This is a genomic window from Archaeoglobus profundus DSM 5631 (assembly GCF_000025285.1).
GTDB lineage: Archaea > Halobacteriota > Archaeoglobi > Archaeoglobales > Archaeoglobaceae > Archaeoglobus_B > Archaeoglobus_B profundus.
The window spans coordinates 1,299,001-1,324,206 of record NC_013741.1 but is presented as its reverse complement, the minus strand read 5'-3'; the positions used below and the strand labels follow the sequence as shown (position 1 = coordinate 1,324,206).

The following is a 25,206-nucleotide window of genomic DNA, read 5'->3' as shown; positions in this document are numbered from 1 at the left end:
CTTCAGCTGAGGCATGCGGAAGATCTTACTGGATGAAAATGAGATGCCAAAGTACTGGTACAACATACTACCAGATTTGCCCGAACCTTTGCCACCTCCGTTGCATCCCGTAACGAAGGAGCCGGTAAAACCTGAGGATTTAGAGCCGATATTCCCAAAAGCTTTGATTAAGCAGGAGATGAGCAACGAGAGATGGATTAAAATCCCCGAAGAAGTTAGAGATGTCTACGCTCTGTGGAGACCAACTCCTTTGATTAGAGCGGTTAGGCTTGAGAAGGCTTTGAAGACTCCCGCAAGGATATACTTCAAATACGAGGGAGCTAGTCCACCGGGCAGTCATAAGCCAAACACGGCGGTAGCTCAAGCATATTACAATGCAAAGGAAGGGATCGAAAGGCTTACGACTGAGACTGGTGCAGGACAGTGGGGATCTGCACTATGCTTTGCAACAAAGCTCTTTGACTTGAAATGTACAGTTTACATGGTTAAGGTTAGCTATTATCAAAAACCCTACAGAAGGGTTTTGATGGAAACTTGGGGTGGAGAGGTAATTCCTTCCCCCTCGGATAGAACGGAAGTCGGCAGAAAGATCTTGGAAAAAGACCCTGACAACCCCGGTAGCCTAGGTATAGCAATAAGTGAGGCTATAGAAGATGCCGTAAAGCATGAAAATACAAATTACAGCTTGGGTAGTGTCCTGAACCACGTCCTCTTACATCAGACGATTATAGGCTTAGAAGCTAAAAAACAGCTTGAATCGATTGGTGAAAAACCGGATGTAATAGTGGGTTGCGTTGGAGGGGGTAGCAATTTTGCTGGCTTGTGCTATCCGTTTATCAAGGATGCTCAGAAGGATGGGATTAAGATCATAGCTGTAGAACCCAAAGCTTGTCCAACATTAACTGAGGGTGCTTACAAATACGATTACGGAGATACAGCTGGACTAACTCCTCTTTTAAAGATGTTCACATTGGGTCATGATTTCATACCACCGCCTATCCATGCAGGTGGTTTGAGGTATCACGGAGATGCCCCCACTCTATGCCTGCTCGTAAAGCACGGAATAATTGAACCAAGGGCAGTTAGACAGATTCCAACGTTCGAAGCTGGTGTGATGTTTGCGAGAACTGAGGGTATCGTTCCAGCACCAGAGACAAATCACGCGATAAGAGTTGTCATCGATGAAGCGATTAAAGCAAGAGAGGAGGGAGAGGAAAAGGTTATCCTGTTCAACTTCAGCGGTCACGGTTTATTGGATTTGAAAGCTTATGATGACTTCCTGTACGGCAGATTGCAGGATACATGATTCTTCCTCATTTCTTCTTTTGACCTAACCTTACAAATTGCAACTCGCTTGTCAAGCTCTATCGAAGGGTAACTTTTAAATTCACATAGATATTAGCAATAGTCGGTGCCGCCGTAGCTTAGCTGGTAGAGCGTCGGCCTGTTAAGCCGATGGTCCCAGGTTCGAATCCTGGCGGCGGCGCTATCTCCTCCATTCTAAAGCAAGTAACCGCAGTCGAAGATCTCAGTTAGATCGAGCTCAAATCCCACAACTGGATTGGTTATTTCAAACTTCTCAAGCACCTCGGGATGTATCTCACCGAAAACTCCTACTTTCTTGCCTTTGACTATTACATCAGCCCTTCTACCCTCTATGAAAGCCTGATCTCCGCTCTCCTCAACATCCCAGTCCAAGTTCAACTCCCTCATAACAGCCTGAACAACTCCTCTAATCTCTGCAAAGTTTGCTTTAGAGTGGGTTATGCAACAGGCAAGTCTCAACCTATTCTTCATACCCACAACAACATCCCCAACCTCGAATATCTTCTGGGGCATTGGATGGTGCTTGTTTACAGCTAAAACCTCCAAGAGCTTTGGCAACAAATCTGTTCTGACGATCGTGTGATCTTCAGTTAAAGGCTTCATCAAGGGCACGTAATCCTTCCAAGCCTCAGCCTTCCTCCCCATCCAATCGTATTGAACTCTCTCGTTAGTTAACGTGAATGTTATAACTTCTAAAAATCCCAAACCAATCATGATTTCCTTTACAACATCTCTCAGATCGTTCCAAGGATGACTTTTGCCAATTCCCATTGTTTTTGGATACTCTGGCTCAATTCTATCGTAGCGGTAACCTATCGCAATATCCTCTATAACATCCCACTCGTGCATTATGTCTGCTCTGTAAGGTGGAACAAGAACTCTAACAATCTTATCGTCGATTTTCTCAACTCCAAACCTCATTCTTTCCAAAGCTATTCTAATTTCTTCATCGCTCGGCTTAAATCCTAAGAGACCGTAAATTTCTTCCTTGCTTATATCCATTTTCCTAGGACTCAAATCTGGAGAAGTGAATGTCTTATCAGGGTAGATAACTTCAACCGATTCGATTACACCACCTCTGTCAGCCAACATCGTCGCTAAGATGTTCAGAGCCTTGTCAACGTATTCGTCAAAACCAGTCACGTCGATGAAAATATCGGTCGTTTTCTCTGTAACCCTCGTCTTCTCCGCATTTATTATGGGAGGGAACGATATAGCATCTCCATCAGCATCTACGATCATCGGATACCTGTCCTTCCCTTCCAAAATGAATGCAAACTTCTTGCCCTTTGGATGTTCCCTGAGAATCTCTTCAACCGTCATCTCCCTATCGAAATCCAACGGAACAAAGCTGAAATCCTTATCAACAGCTTTGTAAGTCAATGGAAACTTTATCTTGCTCAGATCATGAACACCAATAGCCATTCTCCTCCTATTTCTTCCAATAGTCCAGTGCAGATCTTCCTGTACTTCCATTAACGACCTTATGATCTCATCGCTCATCTTCAAGCCTCTAACTACGCAACCCCTGATGTAGGGTCTAACGGCTAAAACACTTTCATCAACGTAAATCTTCCAGTCTCCCTTCTTGACATCATAATGCCTGTAACCTCTCTCAATGTCCAAAAATCCCCTTAAAGCTCTCGCAACACCTTCAACACTGTACAGATCGGGTCTGTTTGGGAAGAATTCAACGTCAACATGATCATCGTAAACTCTTTCAATATCGCAACCTATCATGGGGAGGTTTTCGAGGATAGTCTTTCTATCAACACCCACTAGTCTCTCAAGCTCATCCCAGTAGAGCGTTACGACGGGCATGGTGAAAGGATTTGGTCTTGTTAAATAAGCGTTTGGTTTAAAAGCTTGAAATGTAGCATGGAACATGAGGCTGTTCGTAGCTGTAGATTTGAGCGATGAAGTCAGAGAGAAAATGAATAACGTCCTCAAGACCTTTAAGGACTTTAAAGGAGTTAAGACCGTTGAAAAGGAGAACTTACACATCACACTGATGTTCTTGGGGGAAGTGCCAGATAGAAGGGTTGAAGTTATCAAGGAAAAGTTAAGAGAAATAAAATCCGAGCCGTTCAAGATCAGGTTAAAGGGTTTGGGAAGCTTTCCACCTCAGGGCAACATCAGAGTTGTGTGGGTTGGTGTTGAGGAGGGTGAAGAGAACTTGAAGGTGTTGGCTGATGCCGTTGAAAGCTCGCTCAGGAGCTTGGGATTCAAGAGAGACAAAGATTTTGTAGCTCATGCCACAGTTGCGAGGGTAAAGAGATTGGCTCCTTCCGACAAAGAAAGACTTTTGAAGGTTGTTGAGAAGTACAAGGACTACGACTTTGGAGAGATGGTGGTTGATGTTTTCAAGCTCAAAAAGAGTACTCTAACACCCAAGGGACCAATTTATGAAGATATTGAGGTCTACAGACTTGAATAAAGGGTTAGATAAAGGGTAGGAGTGCAAATACTTTGGCATCCTCCACCATGTTGTCTATTAGACAAAACTCGTTTGGTTCGTGCGCATTGCCCACAAAAGTTGCCCAGACTGCTGTATGAATTCCGAACTGCCTGAAGAAGGAGGCACAAGTGTTTCCGCCTATTCCAATGGGCCTAGCATCGATTACCCTCATCAACTTTATAGCCTTCCTAAGGATTTCAACCACATCGCTGTCCTCTGGCGTTGGTGGTGAGGAGTTAGTTTGCAAAACTTCAACCTCTATGGGCTTCTTGTCCCTTTCAACGAACTTGGCTTTAACTTCATTGACAACCCTTAAAACATCGTTTAGATCGTATTCCGGCAGAACTCTACAATCCATGTAGCTGACATCCAATCCTGGAACAGTGTTAACGTTGTCAACGTTTTTCTCTCTCTTAGTAGGCTCAAATGTTGAGTATGGTGGATTGAAGAGTTTGTTTGTTGCGCTAAACTTGCTGTGCAAAGTTTTGTCTAGCTCAAGTAGGAATTCCATAGCCCTTCTATTCGCATTCAGCTTCGGTGTACTTGCATGACTCTGGATTCCATGAACCCTAAACTTTAACCAAAGTACGCTCTTTTCCGCTATTTCTATTTCATCTCCTCTTTCGTTTCCAGCATCTGGAACAACTATCAAGTCGTCTTTGTTGAAGATACCTTGCTTCAAAAGATACTTTATTCCGTATTCGCTACCGGTCTCCTCATCGGACACGAAAACTAAACCAAAACCGATCTTAGGCTCAAAACCCTTTTTCATCAGATTTTTAACAACCTTGCCAGCGAATAGGGAAGAAACTATTGCTTGGTTATTGTCTTCGGCCCCTCTCCCGTAAATCTTACCATCCTTAACAACCGCTTTAAAGGGTGGTGTTTCCCACAAAGCCAGATCTCCTTCGGGCACGACATCCATGTGTGAAACTATCCAAAGCATTCTTTCCCCATCGCAGACCTTAGCAACTATGTTCGGTCTAACACCACCCTTAGCTCTGTCATCTTTCGCATCGAATCTCTCAACTTCAAACCCTTCGAGAAGACTTTCAATGTACTCAGCTTTGTCCAGCTCTCCCTCCCCACCGTAGTCTGGGCTTATTGCTTTTAGTTCAATAAGCTTGCATGCTACCTCTATCATTTCCTCTCTATATTTCTCACACTCCCTACTTACCTCCTCTTTCATTCGAAATCACCTTCCTTATTTCATTTTCAAGTTCAACAACCCCTCTTAAGACTTCATCATCTTTGGAGTTCTTCAGCCTCTCAATTTCGGCAATTATGCCGGCCAAGCTTTTGAAATTTTTCGGAGATTTTTCATATATCTCCTTAAGCTTTTCCACTCTATCCCTCGAAACTAAATCGCATTCAAGTAGTCTCACTATCTCTTTAAAGAGTTCTGCAACTTTTCTACCGTTCTTTGTCAATCTCAAAACTTTAGTCCTACCCTCAAACTCCGATTCTACAATTGCGAATCTTTCAAACTCGTTGAGTATTTTTGAGACGTAGCTATATGGTGAGTTTACCTCCTTAGCTATTAACATCGGATAGGCTTTCTTCTTATTTTCTTCAGCTTCAAGAATCTTTAGGAGAATCTCCACAGTCTTCTCGTGAATGAACAACTTTTTTGGCATCACCCACAATTGTCGTTGTGGGTTAAAAGTTGTTTTCTTTTGATCGGAACAATGAAATAACCCTTTGCAATTCCAATCGACATGAAAATTTTCGTTGAGAATGACGTGGCGTATGTTTCCTTCTCTAAGAAGCTTGAAAAAATGGGAATTGGTGTCAAAAAAGGAGGCAAATTAATCCTACATCCAATAGAAGTACTTTACTTGGTCCTAAACGGTAGAGGTGAAGTTGTAGGAAAATCGCTTGTAGATGTTTTCGAATGGTGCATGGAGAGAATTGATAACTTCATACCCAAGTATTGTGTTTACGAGGATTTAAGAAGGAGAGGTTACAAGGTGAAGATACTTGAAGATGTTCTGGTCGGAAAGTACGTTTTTTATCCAATCGAAGAGATTGAGGACGTAAGTATAAGAAGTCTTGCCGAAAGGAGATTTGAAAATCTGGTCTTAGCTGTAGTTGATGAGGAGAACGAGCTAACATACTATAAAGTTAAAGAAGTCGAACCGAGAGGTAGGCACGAAGAAGAAGAATTTAACGTAAAAGGAGTGCTTGTCGAAAATAGAATATTTACAGACGGGTTCCTTCACAGAACTTACTTCTACGGAAGCATGAAAGGGGATATGACCATACTATCCATTCTCGAAGGGGCTTACCTTGTCGAAAAAGGTTGCTTAGAGGTTTACAAAGCCGGAAGTAAGCTTAAACTCGATGAACTCATAGATGTTGGTAGGAGGAAAGATCCCGATTTTGAGAGAAGGTTTGAAGTTTACAGGGATCTAAAGGACAGAGGTTTTGTTGTCAAAACTGGCTTAAAGTTCGGTAGCGACTTCAGACTGTACGAGTACGTTGGAGAAAGGCTGCCACATTCGACTTATCTCGTTACAATCGTTGATGATAGAACTATACCAGCTTTTGAAATTGTTAGGGCTGTCAGGTTGGCACACAGTGTTAGAAAAAAGATGCTCTTTGTGTACAAGGATGAGAAAGGAAACAGATATATATCCATTGAAAGGGTGAAGGTCTAAATTTCTCGGAGTTAAAGGCATTTGGAGCAAAAATTTTTGATTATTAAAATTTAGAAATAAAATAACAAGAAATGCTATTTTTCATTTCGATTGTAATATCTAAAATCCGCAAAGTTTTTATTTTTACAATTCAAAACATTGTTGGCACGAGTTGAGATTGTTAGAGTGTTCTGAGGTGATAAGATGGCTGAAGAAGAGCCGAAGATTGGCGTCTACATCTGCCATTGTGGAGAGAACATAGCTGGTGCGGTAAACATAGAAGAAGTAAAAAAGTTTGCTGAAACCCTGCCAAATGTTGTTGTCGTTAGAGACTATCTCTTCATGTGTTCTGACCCCGGACAGGAGCTTATCAAGCAGGATATCAAAGAAGGTAGGGTAAATAGAGTTGTAGTAGCTGCATGTACACCGAGAACACACGAGCCAATTTTCAGGAAGGCTTGTGAGGATGCTGGACTGAACAAATACTATTTCGAAATGGCAAACATCAGAGACCAGTGTTCATGGGCTCACTGGCATGAGAAGGAGAAGGCTACAGAGAAGGCTAAGCAGATAATAGCTGCAGCAGTTGCCAAAGCAAGATTACTCGAACCCTTGGAGGATAGATATGTTGACATAACTCAAAAAGTATTAGTGATAGGAGGAGGTATAGCAGGAATTTTTGCAGCCTTGGACATTGCAAATGCAGGATATAAGGTTTACCTAGTTGAGAGAAATCCTTCAATCGGAGGAAACATGGCAAAGTTGGACAAAACATTCCCAACAAACGACTGTTCTGCTTGTATCTTAACACCATTGATGGTTGAAGTTGCAAACCATCCAAACATCGAACTTCTCACGTATTCTGAAGTTGAGGCTGTAGAAGGAACTGTAGGAAACTTCAAGGTTAAGGTAAGAAAGAAGCAGACTTGGGTTGATTGGGATCTCTGTACGGGTTGTGGAGCTTGTACAGACGTATGTCCTCCTAAGGCAAGAGTTCCAGACGAGTTCAACGAAGGTTTAAGCAAGAGAGGTGCTATTTACATCCAGTTCCCTCAGGCGGTTCCAAAGAAGGCTGTAATTGATATAGATGCATGTATAGAGTGCGGTGGTAGGAAATTCGGAACAGAGCCAAGAAAAACGAAGGATGGAAAGCCAATTCTCGCACCATGTGAAAAAGTTTGTCCGACTGGTGCTGCAGATAGAACAAAGCCGAGGAATCCAGAAGGGGAATTGATCGAATTGGATGTTGGTGCAATCATCGTAGCTACTGGATACAAAGTGATGGACAAGACACACTTCAAGGAATTCGCACCTGACTCACCCAATGTAATAACGGCTTTGCAGATGGAGAGATTGATTTCTGCAACTGGCCCAACAGAAGGTAAGCTAATCGTTCCTTCGGACATTCCGAAGTATGAGGAGTGGAAGAAGAAGGTTGCTAAGGGAGAAGAGGTAGAATTAGAGGCAAGGAAACCACATAGGATAGTTTATGTATCTTGTGTAGGTTCAAGAGATGAGAGATTCCACACCTACTGCTCCAAAGTCTGTTGTATGTACATGCTCAAGCAGGCAATGCTTCTCAAAGAAAAGTATCCAGACTTGGACATATACATCTTCTTCATAGACGTGAGAACTCCCGGAAAGGACTTCGACGAATACTACATGAGATGTAGACAGCTGGGTATCAAAGTAATCAAGGGTAAGGTTGGTGGAATAAGAAGAATGCCAGACGAGAGACTCTGGGTCAGAGGTTACGATGCTGAGATCGGCAAACCAGTTGAAGTGATAGCTGATTTAGTTGTGCTTGCTACAGCCATAGAGCCATCCGACGGAACGATCGAATTGGCAAGGAAGTTGGGAATAAACATCGGTGCGGAAGGATTCTTTAGAGAGAGGCACACGAAGCTCTATCCAGTAGATACGATGACTGAGGGTATATTCATATGCGGTTGCGCTCAAGGTCCTAAGGACATACCAGATTCCGTTGCACAGGCTAAAGCTGCAGCCTCTTCAGCAATGTCACTCATAGCTCCGGGTAAGATGAAGTTAGAACCTTTGGTATCTGAAGTTGACAAAGAAAAGTGTTCTGGCTGTGGAATCTGTGTGCCGTTGTGTCCCTACGGTGCAATAACGATGACGAAGTACAACGAGAGCATGAGAGCCGAGATAAATCCAGCATTGTGTAAGGGATGTGGTGTATGTGCAGCAGCCTGCCCGAGCAAAGCTATAAAGCTACACGGATTCACGTTCGAGCAAGTCCTAGCTCAAGTTAGGACGTTAGCGAAGAGGGGAATTGTGGAGGTGTTGTAAAATGGAAATGATGGAAGAAGGCGTTCCAGATGTTATTAATTTATCTTATTTAGCTGAGAGGGAAGAAACTGAATTGGAAAAGAGAGTTGCTGAGATAATAAAGGAGCTTGGCGCTGAAAGATTAATGTACTGCATGCAGTGCGGTGCTTGCGCTTCAATCTGCCCACTTGCAAGAGTAGGATTTGAATGGTACAACAAGAAGCTGATAAAGGCTCTAATATTAGGTTTAAGGGATGAATTGTTAGATGACCCAACACCTTGGGCATGCGTTGCATGCAACAGATGCACGGAGATCTGTCCTAGAAGAGTTTCGCCGTTTGAAGTGATGTTCGCGATGAGAAGGTTGATGGCTGAAGAGTATGCAATTGGATCTCTTGCAATAGAAGGATTGAGATCCTTGTACGAATATGGACATGCCGTTTACATGGCTGGGAGAGAGGCAAGAAAGAAGGTTGGATTGCCTGAAAAACCACCTTCAACTGAATCGGATCCGAAAGCATTGGAGGACTTGAGGAAGATACTGAAACAGACGAAGTTGGCTGAGTTAGGATTGGTTCCGATGGAGTGAGGTGAGAATATGGTGAAGTACGGCTTATTCTTGGGTTGTAACATTTCATTCAACAGGCCAGACGTGGAAGTTTCGATGAGAAGCATATTCCCAGCTTTGGGGATTGAACTGGACGATCTTGTGGGACAATCATGCTGCCCGACTTGGGGAACAATGCCTTCGGTAGATATCGTTGGATGGTGCGCCGTTGCAGCGAGAAATCTCGCTCTGGGTGAAGAGAAAGGAATTGATTTGATGACTGCTTGTAACTCATGTTACGGGTCATTAAATGAGGCAAGACATAAGATGCTCACGAATCCGGAGATACACAGGAAGGTAAACGAGATACTTGCCACGATAGGAAAGAGATATGAGGGTAAAGCTAAGTGCAGGCATGTGGCATGGGTTCTCTACAAGGATGTAGGATTGGAGAAGCTGAAGGAGTCGATAAAGTATACTTTAGACGGAATTACCGTAGCAGTTCAGCCGGGATGCCACTTCTTGTGGCCTTCCGAGGTTTATCCTGATAAGGAAGAGGATCCTTTTAATCCAAAGGTTTTGAGAGAACTCTGTGAAGCTTTGGGAGCTGAGGCTCCTTACTACACAAAGTTGATAGAGTGCTGCGGAATGGGTGCTTTGAGAAGTACCGATCCAGAGAAATCGTTCAAGCTCGTTAAGGAGAAGATGGAGAACATTAAGGAGGAGATCGATGCGGATTTGATTGTAACAACGTGCAGCTCTTGCCTGATTCAATTGGACGATGCACAGGAGAGGCTGAGGAAGGAGGGCAAGATAAACTTCTCAATCCCCGTACTGCACTTGGTGCAAGTCATAGCTTTATGCATGGGATTCGATCCAGAGAAGGTCGCAGGCATTTGTGTAACCCCAAGAGATGAAATAATTAAGAGAATTTTGGAAAATAAGAGGTGATTTTTGATGAGCGAGGAGTGGGAACCAAACATCGTTTGTATTGCATGTAACTGGTGTACTTACCAAGCTGCTGACATGGCTGGTAGCTTGAGATACTCCTACCCACCTACTGTTAAAGTCGTCAGAGTCCCCTGCAGCGGTAGAGTTGAGCCAGAGTTCATAGTCGAGGCTCTAACAAACGGTGCTGACGGTGTGATAGTTGGAGGTTGCCACCTTGGAGATTGCCATTACAAGGAGGGGAACTACAAAGCTTTAAGAAGGTTCAAACTTCTGCACAAGCTCTTAACTGAATTGGGAATCGAGCCAGAAAGAGTAAGGCTAGAGTGGATCAGCGGTTCTGAAGGTTTGAAGTTCGCTGAAGTCATGACGGAATTCGATGCCACGATAAGGAAGTTGGGACCGTTTAAGTTTGAGAGGTGATAACATGGCTCTGAAACTTGCATATCTTTTAGTCGGTGGTTGTGGCGGCTGTGATATGGCTGTTGTTGACCTATCAGAAAAGCTCGTAGACGCTTTAGAGCACTTGGAAATTGTATTCTGGGCACCTACAGTTGCTGATGTAAAGTACAAGGATTTGGAGGCAATGCCCGACCAGTCGATAGATTTGGGATTAATCTCAGGTATGGTTAGAAACAAGGAAAACGAGCATCTCGTCAAGGTGATGAGACAGAAGTGTAAGATAATCGTAGCTTTCGGAATCTGTGCAGCTCTAGGTGGAATACCAGGAATGGCTAACATGCACAAGAATGAGGAGTTGTTCGAGAATGCGTACATAAAGAGTCCGAGCACGGACAACCCCAATAATGTCATACCTCAACCCGTAAGTAAGGAAGGTGAATTCGAATTGACCTTGCCAGAGTTCCTCGACCGTGTTAAGCCGATTGATGAGGTAATAGAAGTCGATTACTACGTCGGCGGATGTCCACCGCACCACGATCACGTCGCAAAGGTTGTTGAAGCGGTTATAACCGGTAACTTGCCACCTAAGGGATCATGGATAACGAATGGAAAGGCTGTCTGCGATGTCTGTGCTAGAAATCCAGCCGTTAAGGGTAAGACAAGAGAATTCGTTAAAGAAGTTAAGAGAATGCACGAGGGTATTCCAGATGAGGAGGAGTGCCTACTCAATCAGGGTTACCTCTGCTTGGGTCCGGTAACTCAGGGCGATTGTGGAGCTCTGTGTCCTAAAGTAAACATAAGATGTGCCGGATGTGGTGGACCTATTCCACCGACAAGGGACTTCGGCTTGAGAGCAATAAGTGCGTTGGGTTCAATATTAGCTGACGAGAACGTAACTGATCAGTTGATCAAGAAGTATCCCGTGCTAACGAAGATACTCTACAGGTACAGCCTGCCCGGAGCTATGATAAACAAGAAGCTATTTAAGTGATTTTTATGCACATCTTCAAAAAAATTTTCGGGAAGAAGGAGGTGAAAAGTGTGAAGAAGATTGAGATTGAGCCGATGACAAGACTTGAGGGTCACGGTAAGATTGCCATATTTCTAGACGATAAGGGAAATGTGGCAGACGCGTTCTATCAGATTGTGGAGTTTAGAGGATACGAAACATTCCTTAGAGGATTGCCGATAGAGGAAGTCCCAAGAACTGTTTCAACCATATGTGGTGTATGTAGAGCCGTTCACCACACAGCATCAACAAAAGCGAGTGACGGAGTTTACGGTGTAGAACCAACAGAAACTGCTAAGAAAATCAGAGAATTGTACCTAAACGCTCACTATGTAGAAGATCACTGTGCAATTCTCTATGCTTTGGGATTGCCAGACTTCGTTGTAGGAATTGAAGCTGATCCTGCTGAGAGAAACCTCGTCGGACTGATAAAGAAAGTAGGTGTTGATGTAGGTAAAACCGTGCTTAAGAAGAGGTTTGCAGCTGTCAAAGTCTTAGAAATGCTTGGAGGAAAGCCAATCCATCCAGTTGCAGGATTACCCGGTGGATGGTCGAAGAGGATAACGGAGGATGAAAGAAAGGAAATCGAGGCTCTTGCCAAGGAGATGGTTGAGCTTGGAGAGTTGACACTCCAGGTATTTGAGGATGTAATTCTGAAGAACGAGAAGTTGCTTGAACTGATTACAGCAGATTACTACAGAGTAGTGGTCAACTACTTGGGAACAGTCGATGATGCGGGTAAAGTTAACTACTACGATGGCTGGCAGGTAGGAATTGATACCAAAGGAAACGAGGTCTTCAGGTTCAAGGGTAAGGATTATCTCAACTACATAGCCGAGAGAGTAGTTCCTTGGAGCTACGTAAAGATGCCATACTTCAAGCAGTTGGGATGGAAGGGATTTGTTGATGGAGAAGGAACAAGCCTGTACAGCGTAGGTCCATTAGCGAGGTGCAACATTGGTGATATGAACACACCAAAGGCTAAGGAGGCTCAGGAAAAGATGTTCGATGTTTTGAAGGAGAGACCAATTCACTACATAATGGCCTACCACTGGGCCAGAGCCGTCGAGCTCTTGAACGCTGCGGAGAGAGTTCTAGAACTTGCACAGGATCCAGAAATCACAAGCCCAGATGTAAGAGCTGAACTAGGAGAGGTAACTGGAGAAGGTGTCGGAATAATCGAAGCTCCTCGTGGCACATTGATTCACCACTACAAGACTGATGAGAACGGAATAGTAACCGATGCCAACTTGATCGTAGCTACAACGCACAACCACGCACCTATAAACATAGCAATAAAGAAGGCAGCACAGCACTTCATACAGGAGAACAAAGAGATAAACGACAAACTGCTCAACTACGTAGAGATAGCTTACAGGCCGTACGACATCTGTCAGGCCTGTGCATCCCACGCACTGCCGGGAAGGTATCCACTTGAAGTTTTGGTTTACGACAGCGAGGGCGAGCTTATCAAGACCATCAGGAACTTCTAAACTTTTATTTTTATTATGCAATTTTTTCCCATCCATTTGTACATCTTGCTCCATTTAAAGAGAGCCAATGTCAATTATGTGAAGATGATTGCTAAAATGATAGAATTAAGCTTGGAACTCGTAAAGACAGCTTTAGATGATTTAATGAAAGCTGGATTAGTAGAGAGGGATCAAGGTTCAGCTTTGAAAAGAAGTAAGGCAAAGTTCAAGAAGGCCTTTGAAGTTCGCAAGCATCACACCTACTACAAGCTTTCGAGAGAGGGTGATCTCCTAGTAAGAAGGATTGATGAGCGTTGGCTAAGAGAAAATTTGACAGTACCGTATGATCTATTTAAAGCCCTTATGAAAACAGAAGATTTTAAATCAGCTTGTAAGGAAGCTGGATTTAATGAATCCGAGTTTTTCGAGGAATTTCTTCTGCATAGGCTGATAACACCAAGCGGAAAGAAGACGAAGTTTTTCAAGATGCTCACAACTATGCTCAGCGATAGGTTAATAGATCTCCAATGAAGGCTTAGGTGATGAAAACGATAGTAATTGGCATAGGTAACCCCTATCTAAAGGACGACTCTGTAGGGTTGAGAGTTGCCAAAGAGCTAGAAGGAAAGGTTAAGGCGAATGTAGATTTCCTCACAAGCACCGATCTTGATGTTGTGGGAAAGATTCTCGGATACGATAGAGCTATAATCGTCGACGCAATTAAAAAGGTTGAAGAAGCTGGAAAAATTCACGTTTTGAATGTTGATGATCTCTTCGTTTCGTACAAGTTCTCTAGTTCGCACAGCTTAGACCTAGCTACGAGCATAAAGATCGGATATGAAATATTTAGAGATGAAATGCCCAAAGATATAAGAATAGTGGCAATTGAGGTAGAGGATATCGATTTTGGATATGAGTGCTCTAAAAAAGTTAAAGAGGCTATACCGAAAGCCGTGGAAATTGTTAAGAGATTAATCGAATCAGTATAGCCTACAATCTCAAACTATGCTTTAGAACTTCAACGAGCTTCCAGCACACCAAGAGCTTCGAAAACTCTATCGCATTGACGTACTCCGACTCAACCTTAATCTCACCATCGCCAATCTCTTTCCTTAGTGAGTCAAATAGAGATTTGAATATATCGACATTTAAGAATCCGTCAATGTCTATGAAGCTAGCTTTCTCTGCGTAATAGTAATCTGAGAAAAAGCCAATCGAGAAATCTCTTTCACTAGCTTTAACAAGATCAGAAATGTCAATGTTCAGACTTACTGATTCCAGAGGAATATCCGTTTTCTTTAGAATTAACCTAACTTTGTAAACCTCCTCCCGACTATCAACTAAATACTTTATTCTCTCCGTGCTCTGGATAGAACTCGGTAGAATTTTTATAACAACATCAGCATATATTTTCTGGAAGTCTATATACCTTTTGTAGTCCGGCTCTCTCCGAATTATCTCCCTTATAACCTTATCTCTATCATATCCTCTTTCTTCTACATCTCTCTTGATTTTCCACAACCTCTTTATGTACCTAGCAGGATCCACGAAGATCTTGAAGTCTATGTAATCCCTTATGCCGTCGTAGAGTGTGTGCAGACCCTCAACAATTACTATAGGCGTAGACTCGAAGTCTTCCCATTCTCCAAAAGTTCCAGTCTTATGGTTGTATGTCGGCTTCTTTATTTTTTCACCCTTCTTCAGCAGGTAAAGATGAGTTTCAACCAGCTTTAAGTTGTTGGCTGATGGGTGTAGGGGCGTTATTCCAAGCCTTTCTCTCATCTCCCTATCGTAAACGTGATAATCGTCAAGCGTGATGTGACTAACAATATCATCTCCAAACATTCTCTTTATACCGTTGGCAAACGTAGTTTTCCCAGAACCGCTATCTCCAGCAATGCCTATTATGAAAACTTTACCACTCTTGATCAGCTTCTCTTTAAGCATAACAACCTTTAGTTCAAGAATATTTTAAACCGACGTAAGCTTATTAAACTTAGCTACACTGATACAAAGTGTCAAGGTGATCTCATGAGGATATTGATATTTGGAGTTGGAGGAATGGGAAGATTCTTCAGGGATTTTTTCAGGGTTAGAGGTTACGACGTTAGAGGTTACGATACGATCAAGGATAGAAGGGATGTTGAGCTTGATGAAATATCGGATTTCGATGTCATATTCGTCTGTGTTCCTATGGAGTGCATTAAGGATGCTTTGGAAGATATAAAGAAATACGCAAACAAGAATGCTCTACTAGTCGATATTTCGACAATAAAGTCAGACATTTTGCCGTACTTCGACGAAAGCGGTTTCGATTATATGAGCATACATCCGATGTTCGGACCGAAGAGTGATATTGGTCTATCGAACATAATAGTCGTTCACAGGTCTGGGAGAAGGGAGGAAGAAGTAATACTTGAAGAATTCAAAAAGGCTGGAGCTGTGATTAGTTACTTACCGAGGGAAAGGCATGATGTGGTGATGGCCGAAATTCAGGGCTTGAGCCACTTCACACTCATAGCCCTTGCAGACTTCCTTAAAGACAGAGTTGGAGAGATAATAAACTATGCTTCTCCAATATTCTGTGTGCTTTACAAGCTGGCATCTCGAATAGTATCGCAGAACTGGAAGATGTATCTTAAAATCCAAAAGAACGCTGAAGAGAAAAGAGAGGAGTTTCTAAAGCACATGATAAGTCTAAGCGAGAGGCTGAAGGATGAAAGAGAGTTTAAAAAGCTCTTTGAGGATTTAAGGGATGTTTACATTGATAAGGGTGAAAGCACAATAATCCTCGACTCCTATAAGGCAACGCTCGATGTGAACGATTTAAACTTGGTTAGGGGATACATTAGAGCTTTGGATTCGCTGATACTTAGACTTATAGAGAGGAGAGTTGAAACTGGGAAGAAGGTTGCAGAGATTAAGAAGGAGAGAAATGAGCCAATTGAGATAACCGATGTGGAGGAGATTAAGATCAGGGATCTGATAGCAAACACACATCTAAATCCAGTACTGATTTACAGGATTTTTGACAGCTTAATGACACTGACTAAAGAGGAGGAATACAGAGTTTTGGGAGTAAACAAGAAGCTGGCAATACTCGGTCCAATGGGGAGTTTCAGCGAGGAGATGGCGCTAAGACTAGTTGGTTCAAGATTGCCGCTGATATACTGCTCCACAACGGATGAAATAATAAGAGCTGTTGAGAGAGGCAAAGTCGATTATGGATTGATTCCAATCGAAAACTCGATAAACGGGACTGTTTTGCCAGTTCTAGACGCTCTTCTAAATTCAAATGTTGAGGTTTTCGGAGAATGCGAGCTTGAAGTAGTTCACTGCTTAACTGCCAAGAGGGAGATCCCGTTAAAGAGTGTTAAGGTGGTCTATTCCCATCCTCAAGCCATAGCTCAATGTATCAACTTCATCAACAACTATCTACCCCATGCGGAAATAAGGTACACGACATCGACAAGCGATGCTATCAAACTTTTGGATGAAAACTCGGTTGCAATAACATCGGAATACGCCGCAAGGCTGTACAGGCTTTGCATTCTCAGAAAAGGTATTCAGGATGTCAAGAACAACGTCACGAGATTTTACTTGATAAGAAGAAAAGGAGGTAAAAGATCTGGTAGAATTACGGCGATGTTCTTCGGTGTTGAAGACAGAGTTGGAGCTTTAAAAGACGTTTTGGAAGTATTTTACAAGAAGAATATCAACATGCGAAAGCTTGAATCGAGACCAGCCAAAACAGGTCTAGGAGATTATATCTTCTTCGTTGAGATTGAGAGGGCTTTAGATGAAGACGATTTGAAAGAGCTCAAGGAGGTAACAACGTTTTACAAGATAATAGGTGTATTTGATAGAGTAGAGTCGTTGACTCTTAATTAAAGGTGTTCCAGATGAAAATTGTCAGTGCCACTATCGTTGATACTGACTATTCCCTCAGTAAAGAGGGATTGCAAAGCTCATATCAATTTAACAAGTTTTCAAGAGAAGTAGAACTCTTGGAAGATTTACCAGAGGTTGTTAAGCTAAAGGCTGGACTCTTTTAGGAATGTTGAATAAGTTTATAGTTGAGAAGATGTCGACCCAGATTTCTACAAAGTTCTAAAGCTCTATAGAGTTTTAGTTGAAGGAAACTACAAGTGGTAAACAAGCTAGGATATCATGCAACCGATTAGGAATCCCAATATCGCACCAGAATTTATGAATGGTAGACCTGCATGAGCTCTTTTAAATTTTTCAGCAAAGATTAACAAAATTGTTAATCCCAAAGCTCCTCCAATTAAAGTTGTTAAGGCAGGTATTTTCAATCCAAAGATCTTTGGTGAGTTGAGAAATGTTTGTGCGGAAACTGTCAGTATGTTTGGTATGACTACGTCGCCTACACCCAACATCGTAGGTTTATCGTCGGTTGGAATTATGAAGAGTAATGGTAGTTTCAGCTTGACTACACTCTCAGCGAGGTCTATCATATGTTTGGTCGTATAAACAGCGACAAAATCATAGACAGCTAGAATTATCAAAAGTACAAGGACTGGAATTGGTTCCAAACTTATACCAAACATTGCAGTGATTCCACATGCAAGGAGAAATGCTGAAATGTTGATTGTTAATGTATTAGGCCTCTTAAGCAGTGCAACTATGACAATAGAGGACGGAATAATTGATAGAATACCAAAAAACGGATAGAAGATGTAGAATGCTGATATGAACAGTAATGAGTACATTACTAATTTCAGAAAAAACTCGCTCTTTCTTGTTAAAATCATGACTATCGCTGTGAATACAATTATAGCTAGAAAATAAAGTAGGGAGTTAGTTGGATCTGAAGGATTTTCAAAGACTTTAACGTTCGCAGATTCATAAGTGGGAGTGAATGCAAGAGCAGTTAGACCTACTAAGATGAAGATAAGAATTATCAAAAATCGGATAAGATCACCTCCTCAAGCCCTGTACTTGATGTATATCTTTTCACCTCTTAGCAAGGCTTCCTTAAGCATTTTTCCAGCTTCTTTATCCTTTCTAATCTTTATAGTTCCCTTCCTGCTCACAGCCACGGTGAATAGGTAATCGTTGTTCGCATAGATTTCAACAGTCCTACCCTCCAACCCTTTAGCATGTATTATGTAGTGCTTAGTGTCTTCCTCAACCTTAGCTTCGACCATTACCTCTTCATAGAGAGGCTGCACATCCAGCTTAATCTTCAACTCCTTCTCAATATTCTTAATTCTCCTGCCTCTCCTACCCAAGAGTCTTGGAATATCATCTTCCGGAACTTTTACAATTGCTTTTGTGTTGCTGAGAACTTCAACTTCGAATCTGGAGACGTACCTCCTTATTACATCTTCAATCATCTTCTTAATCTCCTCTAGGTTTTCCTCTTCAATGGGCATCACAACGACTTGTTCGCCATAGGTGTAAATTTCGTATTCAACTCTCTTGGTTTCGAAGTCTATGACTTCTATAACTGGTCTAGCTAAGTCTTCCTCAGTCATTCCATAGGGAACTTTGACTGTAAAGTTCAGCTCGTAAACCTTCTTGATCTGCCCAGCATCGATGAAGATTACTGTATCTACTACTTGAGGAATTATACCAAGTTCAACCCTACCAATAAGCCTCTGGATAGCGTCTATAGCTCTTGTAGCATGTGTTACACCTATCATTCCCACTCCCGCCAGTCGCATATCTGCAAACACTTGGAAATCAGAAGTTCTTCTTAATTCATCATATATCGTATAATCTGGTCTAACAAGGAGGAGAATGTCTGATGTTAAGCTCATGTCACCTTCAAGAGGAGCATACTGAGTAATTTCATCTCTAACTATTAAATCTCTTGGACTCTCCATAGTTTTGACGATGTGACCCATTTCCATGAGGTAGTTTGCTACACTCGCAGCGAATGTCGACTTACCAGCCCCAGGAGGACCTGCTATTAAGATACCTCTCTGTTTCTCAACGATTCTTCTCTTTAATTCTTCACTTATTCCGTACTCATCAAGTGTAACCTTTGCAATAGGTCTTACAGCAGTAATCTCCATTCTATCAGCAAAAGGTCTCTCAGCAATGGCAATTCTTAAATCTCTGAGCTGGACAACCGTACAACCCTTTCTTTCGATTTCTATATTACTATCCTCATCTATCCTTGCAACCTCTAAGATTTCGTGTGCAATTTCTTGCAACTCCTGTAAAGTCATGGGCTCATCTCTAATTTTTACAAGTTTAAGCTGGCCAATCTTACCCCTCTTTGCAAGTGGAGGTACACCCTCTCTAAGGTGAACACTAGCAGTATCGGGTGTGAAGAATTTCATTATATTGGTTTCCTCAGGCTTTATGACCTCTTGCTGTAAGTATATTGCGTCAATACCCTTTGCAACTGCAACGTAGTATTGAACCCTGTCACACGTAATTAGAATTGCCTTTTCCTCCTCAGCAATCCTTCTGATCATGTTATCTATTTCACCGCTCTTTGCCAGCCTTATCTGCTCAATAGATGGTCTTTCACCCAAGAAAATTACGTCAAATCCTTTTTGCTCTGCGATTTCACGTATTTTCTTAATCTCTTCTAGACCTTTGAATCCCGTCATCTTACCTCTATTAGCCTGAGCTTCCAACTCAGCAATAGCGGGTTCAGGGATGATTATAGTGCCAGCTATTTCCCCATTCTCAAGCATCTTAGATACTCTTCCATCAATCAAAGCACTGGTGTCTATTACGTACTTCACAACCTACATCCACTTGAAAAATACTTAACACTTTTTATAGGCACACTTGATACGTGCTAACACACTTAGCACACCCACCCCTTTATTTCCTGTGGAAAGTGGGGTAGTGAGTTAGTGATGTATGTCCCTGAACGAATCAATATTGAAACTTTAAAATGAAAAGTGGATAATAAACCAAACTAAGATATAGATATATTATAGATATTTGGAAGTCACATCACTACCTCAGTTTTCTTGGATTACTCTAGTCTTACGAATTATGGACAAATATATCACTGAATTTTTTAGAGGCAATAGTAAGCTCAGACCAAATTACTGATAACCCCAATCGACCAATAGACTGACAAAGTCGATATTACCAAACTTACAAACTTCTTAATATCTTCAGTTTAGCTGTTTCTAAGACTAAGAAATACTAGATTCTCCTAGATTCTCTCAATTTTTTCAATAAGTTCAATGATCTTGAGGGCGAGATTAATTAAACTGTGTAAGCTCTCTACGCTTTCACAACTTTCAATCCTTGAAATGACTTCGAAAAGCTTAGATCTGAGTATAGATATGGATTTTACTTTTGAATATTCTAAACATTCAACACTTTTTGCAGAAGTCTCTACAACATCATGTTTGACTTCACTAGCCTTTCTATCTTTTTTAGTCTCAGTAATCTCTTTGTTTTCATCTTTTACCGTTTCTACCCTTCCATCCTTTTCAATTGGAACGGCATATCCCTTTCCATCAATTCTGAACTCTCTTTTACAAGCAGGGCAGATTACCTTACCCTCATACTTGAAAAGGGGCATTTTACAGTCTATACAATGCTGAGCCAGCATTTTCGCACCTTTGTACAAAAGTTCGACAGCTTCCGAAATATTTTTATCCACCACGGTGTATAGCTTTGAGGCGAGTTATAAAAAGGTTCAGTTTTGAGAGGTGATGTGCCATGGCAGAAGATGTATTGAAAGCAGTGTTAGATACACTCGACAGAATAATTCAAGACGATTCAGTTCCAAGAAATGTTAGAAAGGTTGCAAACGAAATCAAGAGCGATCTGCTAAATGAGAAAGAAAATATAGCAGTCAAAGCAGCTACGGCAATTTCAACACTTGAAGACCTTTCGTCAGATCCAAATCTACCAATGCACGTAAGAACCTTAATTTGGAATCTATCTAGCTTACTTGAGAAACTTACAGTTGAAAAATGAGACAAATTTCAACCTTCTTTTTACACTCTAGTAGAAGTAGAAGATACTTATAATGTGCTAGATTTAAAATGCTGAAAAATTTGTTTATATTTGTAATCGATCATCAACTATCATTTTCAACTGACTTTTCACGCATCATTCTTATTGTCCACTACCCCACTTTCCACAGGAAATAAAGGGGTGGGTGTGCTAAGTGTGTTAGCATATATCATAGTTGTATATCGAAAGCTAAAAAACTACTGCTACCCTCTTTTATCTTATGACTCCTAAAGAAGCTCTGAATTTGGCTAGAAAAGTCGGTGAATATGTAAAGAAGGAAGTTTCCAAGATCATTGGCAGTACTGAATGTGGTATCACCGTTGGGATCGGCAAAGATGGTACCCCCACGAAGCGCATTGATATAGTTGCTGAGAAGACTGCATTGGAAATTCTTAAAGAGTCTGATGTAACCGTTATAACTGAAGAATCTGGCGTAGTAGGGTCTGGAGATGTGATAGTTTCTTTAGATCCCATCGATGGCACATTTAATGCTGTTAAGAGTATTCCAATCTATTCAGTATCATTATGTTTTTCCAGTAGCTACTATTTTAGGGATGTATTTTGCGGATATGTGCTCAATCTTGCGACTGGTGATGAGTACTACTCAATCAACGGATCTTCATACAAAAACGATTCAGTTATACACGTTTCCAACATTGACAATCTTAAAGAAGCTAATGTACTCTTCTACTATCCTGCAAAACCTTACCCTTTCAAGCGGATAAGGATTTTAGGAAGTGCTTCACTTGAAATATGCTACGTTGCTGATGGGACATTTGACGCTTTCATCGATACGAGATTTAAGAGGGGTAAGGGGTTTTTAAGGCCTTTCGACGTCTGTTCTGCTCTCTTCATAGCAAAAAATGCTGGAGCGAAAATTACTGATCACAGAGGTAACGAGCTGAATAACAAGAAATTGACTATGGATGAGAGGTACACACTTCTAGTTTCAAATCCGAAACTGCATGAGAAGTTACTAAAGGTGATCTCATGAAGGGAGCGATAGTCTATAAGCCAGACTCTAAGGATTTAGCTGAAGAAGTCAGGGAGTTCGTTAATGCCAATGGTTTCCATGCTGAAGTGGTCAGCAAGTCTAAAGACTTGGAACAATATGACTATATAATTGTGATTGGTGGAGATGGCACGATTCTCAGAGTTCTTCAAAGTGTCAAAAACTGCCCGCCTATATTCGCAATAAACACTGGTCGCGTAGGACTACTCACGCACTGTGAACCTTATGAATACAAGGATGTGCTAATCAAGGCTCTAAACAGTTTCGAAGTGGAGGAATTTATGAGGTTGAGTTGCGTTGTAGATGGTAATGAAGTGTTAGCCTTAAATGAGTTTGCTGTTCTCTGTTCGGTTCCTGCGAAGCTTGTTGAAATGACTGTATATGTCGATGATGTTAAGGTTGAATCGCTCAGATGTGACGGTATGTTAGTTTCGACTCCTATAGGCTCTACAGCCTACGCCCTTTCAACTGGAGGACCTATAATCGATCCTTACCTAAATTCAATACTAATCGTTCCAGTAGCCCCATTTAAGCTGGGCTGGAAGCCGTGGGTTGTTAAAGATGACAGAGTTATAAGGTTAGAGTTCGATAGGAGTGTTTTTATAGTTGCAGATGGCCAGAAAAGGTTTAAACATGAGCAATCAGTAGAGATAACAAAATCCAATCATCCTGCGAGATTCTTTAAAATTTCACACCGTCTGAAGAGGACAGTCGAAAAGCTCAGGAATATTTGCTAACTAGCTTCTTAGTACAGGTATGCTACTATTTTCTACCTCAAACAAATCCTTTAAGGTATAATCGTTGTATCCCCAGTAGCTATTGCAACTCCTTAAACAGTTAAAGAGCTTCAACCTCTTTCAATATTTTACCCACTTCTTCCTCTATCCTTTTTACATCTTCATCACTAAACTTTTCCTTATCTAGAGCTAGGACTAGTGCTATTGGAAAATCTGGGACACTGTATGTCTTTACGTACTTAGCTATCATTGTAGCCTTTCTTCTTGTTTTAGATCTCACTATTCTAGTTTCCGACTTTTTCTTGAAGTTTGATAAGGTAATCAAGTCTCCCTCAATGTCTAGCTTGAGAATTCTAGAACTGATCTTCGCTATCTTTTGTAGAGCGTTGTCTACATCACCTTTCTCATACCTAACTATTTCTATGATATGATATCTGTCCTCAGGATACTCCTCTTTAAACTGTGAAAAGTTCAGCCATTTTTCCTCCATGGGCTCACATGGCCTTCTAAATATAAAAAATTTCAGCACCAATGTTGTCAGGTTCCGTGATATAGACTTCAACATTTAACCCTATATCTTCAAAATACCTTCTCACTTCTCTTGCAACTGATTTAGCGTTTGTATCCACGACTGAATAAACTGCCGGCCCCGTAGAACTCATTCCTATTGGATAATCAGAATGATCAAACAGGTTCCATATCAAATCACCGTACTGATCTATTTCAACCTTTTTAAATCCTAAGCGTTGAATCATTTTCACAGCTTCTCCAAACTCATCCAGATTGCTCTCAACAACTGACGGTAGTAACTTCATCAGTATGACATGGCAGAGTTTACTCACTTCTTCAACTGGTATCGGGCAAAATTTCTGGAAAAGGCTAACCTCCTCTTTTCCATAAAAACCCTTCAAATTGGGAACGGCAACGACAACCTTCCAATCTGGAAGATCGTACCTAGCTAAAACCTTTGGTGGTTTAGCTTTGCTCGCAGATGAAGGCATGAAGTTAGGCTTCTCTCTCTTGGAGTGCCCACCATCTAGGATAAAACCTCCAAACTCAAAGACGGCAACGCCAATTCCAGAAGTTCCACCCCTCCCAGTTATCTCCGCCATTTCTCTAACACTTAGCCCCAAGTCGTATATCTCATTGAAGGCGCTGGCCACTGCCAGGCTTATCTGAGTTCCACTTCCCAAACCGACATGAGCTTCATAATCACTTAAGACATCTATTTTTATACCCTTACCAAATGTTTGCGAAAGTTTTCTTGCAACAGATTGAAATCTGCTTACGTTGTTTCCTCCTCTAACAACAACATCATCAGAATCTTCACATTCTATCGTAACATTTGGCTCTTCAAGTGCAAAACCCACACCCCCATCTATTCTACCCAGTAAGCCGTTTAAGTCTATTAGACTCATGTGAATTCTTGAAGGAGTTTTTATCTTGACTTTAGTCATTTATAATTCAACAAAACAGCTGAACTTAAGAATATTTTCTTAGATCTATTTCTCTAACAAAATCGCCTTCATTTAAATTGACTATAAGAGCTCTGGGAGCTACGATAGCGTTTCCACTTTCAAGCAGTTTCAAAGTTTCTTTCACCTGGAGAGCACATGTTATAGTATATGTCAAGGTATCGTAGTCTATTTTGGGTATCTCGACTTCGAAAAACTTGATTGAGTCTGGAAGGAAAAAAGTAATGATATTTGGCATGAAAGGAATACCTAGATCGTAGCAGGCCTTAGCGAAGGTATCCATACTCTTATGAGCTATAACAACGTCGCAACATCTTATCTGTCTCTTTACTTCCTTCAAATCCTCTACAAGTGGATAAGAAACCATGTAGGCATCTGGAACATCGTATCCGTACCCGCTAAGAGTTACGTCTATAGTTGCATCGTTTGGTGTAAAGAAATCTCCTATATATTTAACGTCAAATCCCATTCTGACAAAAAGCTCTGCAGTTAGCCTACTTCCAACTACCCCTATTATGAAATTACCGCTAATATATCACCAACCTCCACCCTATCTCCCTCTCTAACGACGATCTGCTTAACAACTCCATCTTTAGGACTCTTAACCTCATTTTCCATTTTCATCGCTTCGAGTATCATTATTGTGTCCCCCTTTCTTACGCTTTCTCCCTCCTTAACTATGATCTTAGTGACTACACCGGGCAACATCGCTTTAACAGCTTCTCCCTCAACGACCTCTACCTTACTCTTCTCCTTCTTTTCTACCTTCTTAGGTAAGATTACACCGGGTTCTCTCAATGATATGTTAAACGTCTTATCGTTCAGAATTACTTTGTAGTAAGTTCTGTTTATTCGCTTTATGCATGCCTCAAACTCTTCATCACCAACTTTAACCTTCAACTTTCTCATTCAAAGTCAAAGCGG

27 protein-coding genes and 1 tRNA gene are annotated in these 25,206 nt (G+C 41.5%); 17 read left to right on the top strand and 11 right to left on the bottom strand.

Annotation, left to right across the window (positions count from 1 at the left end; all coding sequences use genetic code 11):
- The first annotated feature begins 13 nt into the window (after positions 1-13).
- The gene (locus tag ARCPR_RS07805) at positions 14-1,306 is read left to right on the top strand and encodes a TrpB-like pyridoxal phosphate-dependent enzyme (protein WP_012940943.1); all 1,293 of its coding nucleotides are present in this window, start codon (positions 14-16) and stop codon (positions 1,304-1,306) included.
- Between the two features lie 107 nt (positions 1,307-1,413).
- Positions 1,414-1,486 (top strand) — tRNA-Asn (locus ARCPR_RS07800).
- 14 nt (positions 1,487-1,500) lie between these two features.
- Here the strand turns inward: ARCPR_RS07800 and pheT are convergent.
- A complete protein-coding gene (gene pheT / locus ARCPR_RS07795; protein WP_012940942.1) occupies positions 1,501-3,147 on the bottom strand; it encodes a phenylalanine--tRNA ligase subunit beta in 1,647 nt (548 codons plus the stop codon).
- A 64-nt stretch (positions 3,148-3,211) separates the two neighbouring features.
- Here pheT and thpR point away from each other — a divergent pair, with 64 nt between their 5' ends.
- Positions 3,212-3,763, top strand: a complete 552-nt coding sequence (gene thpR, locus ARCPR_RS07790) for an RNA 2',3'-cyclic phosphodiesterase (protein ID WP_012940941.1) — start codon at positions 3,212-3,214, stop codon at positions 3,761-3,763.
- Between the two features lie 4 nt (positions 3,764-3,767).
- Here the strand turns inward: thpR and ARCPR_RS07785 are convergent, their stop codons facing one another.
- Together ARCPR_RS07785 and ARCPR_RS07780 are read right to left on the bottom strand one after the other, a co-directional pair.
- On the bottom strand, positions 3,768-4,973 hold the full coding sequence (locus ARCPR_RS07785; RefSeq protein ID WP_012940940.1) for a M20 family metallo-hydrolase: 1,206 nt from the start codon (positions 4,971-4,973) through the stop codon (positions 3,768-3,770).
- Positions 4,954-5,421 (bottom strand): hypothetical protein, encoded by a 468-nt coding sequence (locus tag ARCPR_RS07780; protein ID WP_012940939.1) that lies wholly within the window; start codon positions 5,419-5,421, stop codon positions 4,954-4,956. Before ARCPR_RS07780 ends, ARCPR_RS07785 begins: the two co-directional genes overlap by 20 nt.
- 81 nt (positions 5,422-5,502) lie before the next feature.
- On the opposite strand from ARCPR_RS07780, the gene endA reads away from it, so the two are divergent.
- The 9 genes from endA to ARCPR_RS07735 all read left to right on the top strand — a co-directional run bounded on the left by endA (position 5,503) and on the right by ARCPR_RS07735 (position 14,079).
- Positions 5,503-6,444, top strand: coding sequence for a tRNA-intron lyase (gene endA / locus ARCPR_RS07775; RefSeq protein WP_012940938.1), 942 nt, complete (start codon positions 5,503-5,505; stop codon positions 6,442-6,444).
- A 183-nt stretch (positions 6,445-6,627) separates the two neighbouring features.
- The gene (locus ARCPR_RS07770) at positions 6,628-8,733 is read left to right on the top strand and encodes a CoB--CoM heterodisulfide reductase iron-sulfur subunit A family protein (protein WP_012940937.1); all 2,106 of its coding nucleotides are present in this window, start codon (positions 6,628-6,630) and stop codon (positions 8,731-8,733) included.
- Position 8,734: 1 nt separating this feature from the next.
- Positions 8,735-9,301 (top strand): 4Fe-4S dicluster domain-containing protein, encoded by a 567-nt coding sequence (locus ARCPR_RS07765; protein WP_012940936.1) that lies wholly within the window; start codon positions 8,735-8,737, stop codon positions 9,299-9,301.
- Between the two features lie 9 nt (positions 9,302-9,310).
- Complete coding sequence (locus ARCPR_RS07760; RefSeq protein ID WP_012940935.1) at positions 9,311-10,210, top strand: CoB--CoM heterodisulfide reductase iron-sulfur subunit B family protein; 900 nt, start codon at positions 9,311-9,313, stop codon at positions 10,208-10,210.
- Positions 10,211-10,216: 6 nt separating this feature from the next.
- Positions 10,217-10,630, top strand: coding sequence for a F420-non-reducing hydrogenase iron-sulfur subunit MvhD (gene mvhD / locus ARCPR_RS07755; RefSeq protein ID WP_012940934.1), 414 nt, complete (start codon positions 10,217-10,219; stop codon positions 10,628-10,630).
- 4 nt (positions 10,631-10,634) lie between these two features.
- Positions 10,635-11,600 carry a F420-non-reducing hydrogenase iron-sulfur subunit MvhG gene (mvhG, locus tag ARCPR_RS07750; RefSeq protein ID WP_012940933.1) on the top strand — a complete coding sequence of 322 codons (966 nt, stop codon included), beginning with the start codon at positions 10,635-10,637 and terminating at the stop codon, positions 11,598-11,600.
- A gap of 50 nt (positions 11,601-11,650) precedes the next feature.
- Entirely contained in the window at positions 11,651-13,111 is a 1,461-nt protein-coding gene (mvhA, locus tag ARCPR_RS07745; RefSeq protein WP_048084930.1) for a F420-non-reducing hydrogenase iron-sulfur subunit MvhA, read from the top strand.
- A gap of 36 nt (positions 13,112-13,147) precedes the next feature.
- Positions 13,148-13,621 carry a DUF2250 domain-containing protein gene (locus ARCPR_RS07740; RefSeq protein ID WP_222829536.1) on the top strand — a complete coding sequence of 158 codons (474 nt, stop codon included), beginning with the start codon at positions 13,148-13,150 and terminating at the stop codon, positions 13,619-13,621.
- Between the two features lie 11 nt (positions 13,622-13,632).
- A complete protein-coding gene (locus tag ARCPR_RS07735; protein ID WP_012940930.1) occupies positions 13,633-14,079 on the top strand; it encodes a hydrogenase maturation protease in 447 nt (148 codons plus the stop codon).
- Between the two features lies 1 nt (position 14,080).
- Here ARCPR_RS07735 and ARCPR_RS07730 read toward each other — a convergent pair whose 3' ends face one another.
- Positions 14,081-15,037: a phosphoribulokinase gene (locus tag ARCPR_RS07730; RefSeq protein WP_012940929.1), complete on the bottom strand. Its 957-nt coding sequence runs from the start codon at positions 15,035-15,037 to the stop codon at positions 14,081-14,083.
- An 84-nt stretch (positions 15,038-15,121) separates the two neighbouring features.
- Here ARCPR_RS07730 and pheA point away from each other — a divergent pair, with 84 nt between their 5' ends.
- Both pheA and ARCPR_RS09820 read left to right on the top strand, forming a co-directional pair.
- Positions 15,122-16,981, top strand: a complete 1,860-nt coding sequence (gene pheA, locus ARCPR_RS07725) for a prephenate dehydratase (protein ID WP_012940928.1) — start codon at positions 15,122-15,124, stop codon at positions 16,979-16,981.
- Between the two features lie 11 nt (positions 16,982-16,992).
- Complete coding sequence (locus ARCPR_RS09820) at positions 16,993-17,145, top strand: hypothetical protein (RefSeq protein WP_012940927.1); 153 nt, start codon at positions 16,993-16,995, stop codon at positions 17,143-17,145.
- A 105-nt stretch (positions 17,146-17,250) separates the two neighbouring features.
- On the opposite strand, the gene ARCPR_RS07720 is transcribed toward ARCPR_RS09820, so the two are convergent.
- The 3 genes from ARCPR_RS07720 to ARCPR_RS07710 form a co-directional block, all read right to left on the bottom strand.
- On the bottom strand, positions 17,251-18,018 hold the full coding sequence (locus ARCPR_RS07720) for a presenilin family intramembrane aspartyl protease PSH (protein WP_012940926.1): 768 nt from the start codon (positions 18,016-18,018) through the stop codon (positions 17,251-17,253).
- A 21-nt stretch (positions 18,019-18,039) separates the two neighbouring features.
- A complete protein-coding gene (locus tag ARCPR_RS07715; RefSeq protein ID WP_012940925.1) occupies positions 18,040-19,818 on the bottom strand; it encodes a PINc/VapC family ATPase in 1,779 nt (592 codons plus the stop codon).
- A gap of 425 nt (positions 19,819-20,243) precedes the next feature.
- The gene (locus ARCPR_RS07710; RefSeq protein ID WP_148208700.1) at positions 20,244-20,699 is read right to left on the bottom strand and encodes an Sjogren's syndrome/scleroderma autoantigen 1 family protein; all 456 of its coding nucleotides are present in this window, start codon (positions 20,697-20,699) and stop codon (positions 20,244-20,246) included.
- A gap of 59 nt (positions 20,700-20,758) precedes the next feature.
- Between ARCPR_RS07710 and ARCPR_RS07705 the strand changes: the two genes are divergently transcribed.
- From ARCPR_RS07705 to ARCPR_RS07695, 3 genes are all read left to right on the top strand, one after another.
- A complete protein-coding gene (locus tag ARCPR_RS07705; protein WP_012940923.1) occupies positions 20,759-21,019 on the top strand; it encodes a UPF0147 family protein in 261 nt (86 codons plus the stop codon).
- 259 nt (positions 21,020-21,278) lie between these two features.
- On the top strand, positions 21,279-22,052 hold the full coding sequence (locus ARCPR_RS07700) for an inositol monophosphatase family protein (protein WP_012940922.1): 774 nt from the start codon (positions 21,279-21,281) through the stop codon (positions 22,050-22,052).
- Entirely contained in the window at positions 22,049-22,807 is a 759-nt protein-coding gene (locus ARCPR_RS07695) for an NAD(+)/NADH kinase (protein WP_012940921.1), read from the top strand. The genes ARCPR_RS07700 and ARCPR_RS07695 overlap by 4 nt, the downstream gene beginning before the upstream one ends.
- A gap of 100 nt (positions 22,808-22,907) precedes the next feature.
- Here ARCPR_RS07695 and ARCPR_RS07690 read toward each other — a convergent pair whose 3' ends face one another.
- The 4 genes from ARCPR_RS07690 to ARCPR_RS07675 are packed head-to-tail and all read right to left on the bottom strand — an operon-like array spanning position 22,908 to position 25,191.
- Positions 22,908-23,297: a hypothetical protein gene (locus ARCPR_RS07690; RefSeq protein ID WP_012940920.1), complete on the bottom strand. Its 390-nt coding sequence runs from the start codon at positions 23,295-23,297 to the stop codon at positions 22,908-22,910.
- A gap of 16 nt (positions 23,298-23,313) precedes the next feature.
- Complete coding sequence (locus tag ARCPR_RS07685) at positions 23,314-24,264, bottom strand: beta-ribofuranosylaminobenzene 5'-phosphate synthase (RefSeq protein ID WP_012940919.1); 951 nt, start codon at positions 24,262-24,264, stop codon at positions 23,314-23,316.
- A 25-nt stretch (positions 24,265-24,289) separates the two neighbouring features.
- On the bottom strand, positions 24,290-24,751 hold the full coding sequence (locus ARCPR_RS07680) for a hypothetical protein (protein WP_012940918.1): 462 nt from the start codon (positions 24,749-24,751) through the stop codon (positions 24,290-24,292).
- A 44-nt stretch (positions 24,752-24,795) separates the two neighbouring features.
- Positions 24,796-25,191: a biotin/lipoyl-containing protein gene (locus ARCPR_RS07675; protein ID WP_012940917.1), complete on the bottom strand. Its 396-nt coding sequence runs from the start codon at positions 25,189-25,191 to the stop codon at positions 24,796-24,798.
- Positions 25,192-25,206: the final 15 nt, after the last annotated feature.